This is a genomic window from Mesorhizobium silamurunense, from assembly GCF_014843825.1.
GTDB classification, from domain to species: Bacteria; Pseudomonadota; Alphaproteobacteria; order Rhizobiales; family Rhizobiaceae; genus Mesorhizobium; species Mesorhizobium silamurunense.
Map to the genome: position 1 here is coordinate 1 of NZ_JHQR01000238.1, position 3,992 is coordinate 3,992.

A 3,992-nucleotide genomic window follows, 5' to 3' on the forward strand; every position below is an offset into this window, starting at 1 on the left:
GCCGGCGTGGCGGCCGGAGCGGACTTTGACGCCGACCACCACATCGGCGTGCTCGCGCACCGCCGCAACCGTTTCGCGCGGCTCGCAGAGCCTAAGATCGGCGCATTCGCCGACGGACACGGTCTTGGCGAAGCCGAAGATGCCGGCGAAGGAGATGTTGACGTAAGCGAGGATGCGGACCTTGGAGCGCTCGATGACATGGCGGCGAAAGCCCAGGAAATTGCCGGCGCCGGCGCTGCCGGCATCGATGAAAGTGGTGGTGCCGCTCTTGGCGGCGAGCCGGTCGGCATCGACGCCGAGCGACGTGCCGCCCCAATAGACATGGCTGTGCAGGTCAACGAGCCCGGGCGTGACGATGCAGTCCCTGGCGTCGACGACCTCACCGGCGGCCTCCGCATCGATTGCCGCGTCGATCGCGGCGACGCGGCCATCGGCGATGGCGACATCGCGCAGCGCATCGAGGCCCGAGGCCGGGTCGATCACACGGCCGCCCTTGATCAGCAGATCGAACTGCATCGGCGCCTCCTTCGTTGTCTTTTGCGATCAGACCGGGCGGTAGGCGACGGCTTCGATCTCGATCTTGATGTCGATCATCAGGCGCGACTCGACGGTGGTGCGCGCCGGCGGGTCATTCGGGAAGTGCCTAGCATAGACCGTGTTGAAGGCACCGAAATCGCGGGCGTCCTCGAGCCAGACGGTCGTCTTGACCACATCGTCCATGGTGCAGCCGGCAAGCGCCAGCGCAGCCTTGACGTTCTGCAATACCTGCTCGGCCTGCTCGGCGATGCCGCCCTTGACCACCAGGCCGTCGCTGCCCACCGGCACCTGGCCGGAGACATAGACGAAGTCGCCGGCGCGAACGGCCGGCGAGAGCGGGACATGCGATTTTCCAAAGCACTGCTTGGGCAAGTGGGCCTCCTTTGTCGACCGAATGGGTTCATTCTGATAGCCGTCTACGCCTGTCGGCGTGATCCTCCTAGAGGCAATGTCGGAAAGCAACATTTTTTCGAAATCCATGTTGCTTTATTACAAAAGCCTGAGCATCCTGCGCCCGAAGCCGGTACGCAACCGGCGGGGAGCCGGTGGCAGGCAAGAAGAGGGAAGATCCAGCATGACCTTCGACAAGAATCCATTTCCGGAGGGCGATGCAGATCGCCACGCGCTGTGGGAAATGCTGGTGCGGCGCGACATCGACGCCTTCCTCGGCCAGGACTGGTCGATGGTCGAGGACGACTTCATCGCCGAGAGCTTCTTCGGCATGCATGCGCATTTCCTCAACGATGCCGACGCCTGGCGACTGCAATTCCCGAGGCTGGAAGTCTATCGCGACGAGTGGCTGCGCCAGGCCAAGGAAACCGCCGCGACGAAATTCGCCGAGCCGCTGCGCGAGGCGCTGTTCCGCGTCACCAACATGCGCGACATCGACGTCGACGGCGATCGCGCGGTGCTGCACAAAAAGTTCGACGGCTCGGTCGCCAGGGCGGATGGCGGTGTCGACCGCCTCAAATGGCAGACCCTCTACTTCTGCCGCAAGGTCGGCGGCCGCTGGAAGATCGCCGGCTTCGTCGGCTACATGCCACATCCGCTGGGAAGCTAGGGGATCTGTTGATATTCAGGTGAGGCCGGCCTGCAAACGGCGACTTCCTGCGCTTCCGGCCTTCGCCGGCCGAAGCATCATGACATGAGAGTGGCGTGGCAGTTAAGGCTACGGCCTTCAAGTACGCTCCGCTCCGGTTCTCGGAAGTCACCTTTTTCGGCTCGGCCTGACCTGAATCTCAACAAACCCTAGAGCGCGATGACCCCGAACCCTGCAGGCAAATGCGTTCGGAGGGCAGCCTAGGACAGGCGCGGTAGCCGCTCATCGGGCGAGCGATGATCGAAGACGATACCCATGGTCTTACCAACGGCGGTCATGACGATCAGTTCGACCAGATGGTCGTCGCTGTCCTCGCAGGCGGGGTCCGATTGGCGGATGACGTCGAGCATCGCGCGGGTCGAGATGGTGTCGCCGGCGCGAAATTTCGAAAGGGCAAACGAAACAAGATCTTGCACCGTCAGATCCATGACGGGCACTTCCGAAGCGACGTTCATTAGCCTCCTCCTGCCATGAACCCTCTCCAGAAAGATGATACGCCAATGGCGGGATTGCGCCAGCGAAATGGTGGTCCGACCAGTTAGCGGAGCAGGCCTTGGTCAGCGCCCTTTCGCCCTGGACCTCGGCGAAGCCGGCTTGATCCTTATTCGCATCGTTCCGCCTTCGGGATGGTCGATGTCGAACGCGTTTGTCTTCCTCACAAGGTCGCTCAACTTGCGGAAGCCGAACGTTCTGGGGTCGAAGTCCGAAGCAAGGTTGGCAAGTTGGTTGCCAACCGCGCCGAGCGGCACCCAGCCGTCTTCGCTTTCCATCTGCGCGATAACCCTGGTGATGATCGGAGTGGCGGCGCTCGGCGGCTGCAGCGATTTCGTGGTTGAGACCGCGTCCGGGGTGTTTGCCGGCGACATTGGCAGCAGGTTTTCCGTGTAGACAAATCTGCGGCATGCCTGGCGAAAGCTCTCCGGCGTCTTCTGCTCGCCAAACCCGTACACGTCGACGCCCTCTTCCCGGATGCGCGAGGCAAGACGGGTGAAATCGCTGTCGGACGACACCAGGCAGAAGCCGTCGAAGCGACCGCTGTGAAGCAGGTCCATTGCATCGATGACCAATGTGATGTCGGACGCGTTCTTGCCCGCGGTGTAGGCGAATTGCTGTTGCGGGATGATCGCGTGCTTGGACAACACGTCGGTCCAAGCCTTCGAACGAGCGCTGGAAAAGTCGCCATAGATGCGACGGACGCTTGCCTCGCCGATCTTGGCAATCTCCTCGAAAAGCCCATCGACAATTCTGGCCGAAGCATTGTCTGCGTCGATCAGTACCGCAAGCCGTGGAGAACGCTGTTCAGCTGGCACGATTGCTTCCATCTTTGTTGTCGACACAGCAGATGTAGCGGAATCTAGCCGCCAACGATACGACCGTCGAGGATACAAGCCGATAGCGTCGGCACTTGCGCACCGAGTAGCTGTGCGAACACCGGGCGGCCGGCGATTGCACACTCGACGCACGGCGATCGGGTTGATAACCCGATCCGGCGCAGGGAGACTTCTGAGTCGACATGACGGTTGCAATCGAGATGGGGCAGACGACGGCGGGTGCGCCGGCGGCCCTCGACCTTGAGGAACTGCTGGCGACCCGCCTGCTGGTGCAAGGCAATTCGGGCTCGGGCAAGTCACATCTGCTGCGCCGTTTGCTCGAACAGAGCGCACCCTGGGTGCAGCAGACGATCATCGACCCCGAAGGCGATTTCGTCTCGCTCGGCGAGCGCTACGGCCATCTGGTGATCGATGCCGAGGAGCATACCGAGCGCGGCCTGCAGGCGGCCGGCGAGCGGGCGCGCATCCATCGCGTCTCGACGGTGCTCAACCTCGAAGGGCTCGACGCCGAGAACCAGATGCGGCGCGCCGCCGCCTTCCTCGGCGGCCTGTTCGAAGTCGCGCGCGACCATTGGTACCCGATGCTGGTGGTGGTCGACGAAGCTCAGCTCTTCGCGCCGGCCGCCGCCGGCGAGGTTTCCGACGAGGCGCGCAAGCTTTCCCTAGGCGCCATGACCAATTTGATGTGCCGCGGCCGCAAGCGCGGGCTTGCCGGCATCATCGCCACGCAACGGCTGGCCAAGCTCGCCAAGAACGTTGCGGCGGAAGCCTCCAACTTCCTGATGGGTCGGACTTTCCTCGACATCGACATGGCGCGCGCGGCCGACCTGCTCGGCATGGAGCGCCGGCAGGCGGAAGCGTTTCGCGACTTGGAGCGGGGGCATTTCATGGCGCTCGGGCCCGCATTGTCGCGCCGCCCGCTAAGCCTGCGGATCGGCTCGACGGAGACCAGCCCACGCAACGGCACGCCGCGGCTGATGCCGCTGCCGGAAGCAACGCTCGAGGATGCGCGCTCGATCATCCTG

Annotated in this window: 5 protein-coding genes and 1 pseudogene; 2 read left to right on the top strand and 4 right to left on the bottom strand. The window is 63.4% G+C overall.

Annotated features, from left to right (window positions below; all coding sequences use genetic code 11):
- A pseudogene (locus DH10_RS25635) lies at window positions 1-516 on the bottom strand (amidohydrolase/deacetylase family metallohydrolase); the annotation flags it as partial.
- 27 nt (window positions 517-543) lie between these two features.
- Complete coding sequence (locus tag DH10_RS25640) at window positions 544-909, bottom strand: RidA family protein (RefSeq protein ID WP_192252307.1); 366 nt, start codon at window positions 907-909, stop codon at window positions 544-546.
- 202 nt (window positions 910-1,111) lie between these two features.
- On the opposite strand from DH10_RS25640, the gene DH10_RS25645 reads away from it, so the two are divergent.
- Window positions 1,112-1,597, top strand: coding sequence for a hypothetical protein (locus DH10_RS25645; RefSeq protein WP_192252310.1), 486 nt, complete (start codon window positions 1,112-1,114; stop codon window positions 1,595-1,597).
- 239 nt (window positions 1,598-1,836) lie between these two features.
- Here DH10_RS25645 and DH10_RS25650 read toward each other — a convergent pair whose 3' ends face one another.
- Both DH10_RS25650 and DH10_RS25655 read right to left on the bottom strand, forming a co-directional pair.
- Window positions 1,837-2,091, bottom strand: a complete 255-nt coding sequence (locus DH10_RS25650) for a hypothetical protein (RefSeq protein ID WP_192257865.1) — start codon at window positions 2,089-2,091, stop codon at window positions 1,837-1,839.
- A gap of 102 nt (window positions 2,092-2,193) precedes the next feature.
- On the bottom strand, window positions 2,194-2,946 hold the full coding sequence (locus tag DH10_RS25655) for an NYN domain-containing protein (RefSeq protein ID WP_192257867.1): 753 nt from the start codon (window positions 2,944-2,946) through the stop codon (window positions 2,194-2,196).
- Between the two features lie 203 nt (window positions 2,947-3,149).
- Between DH10_RS25655 and DH10_RS25660 the strand changes: the two genes are divergently transcribed.
- Window positions 3,150-3,992, top strand: an 843-nt coding sequence (locus DH10_RS25660) for a helicase HerA domain-containing protein (RefSeq protein ID WP_192385500.1), incomplete at its 3' end; no start/stop codon positions are given.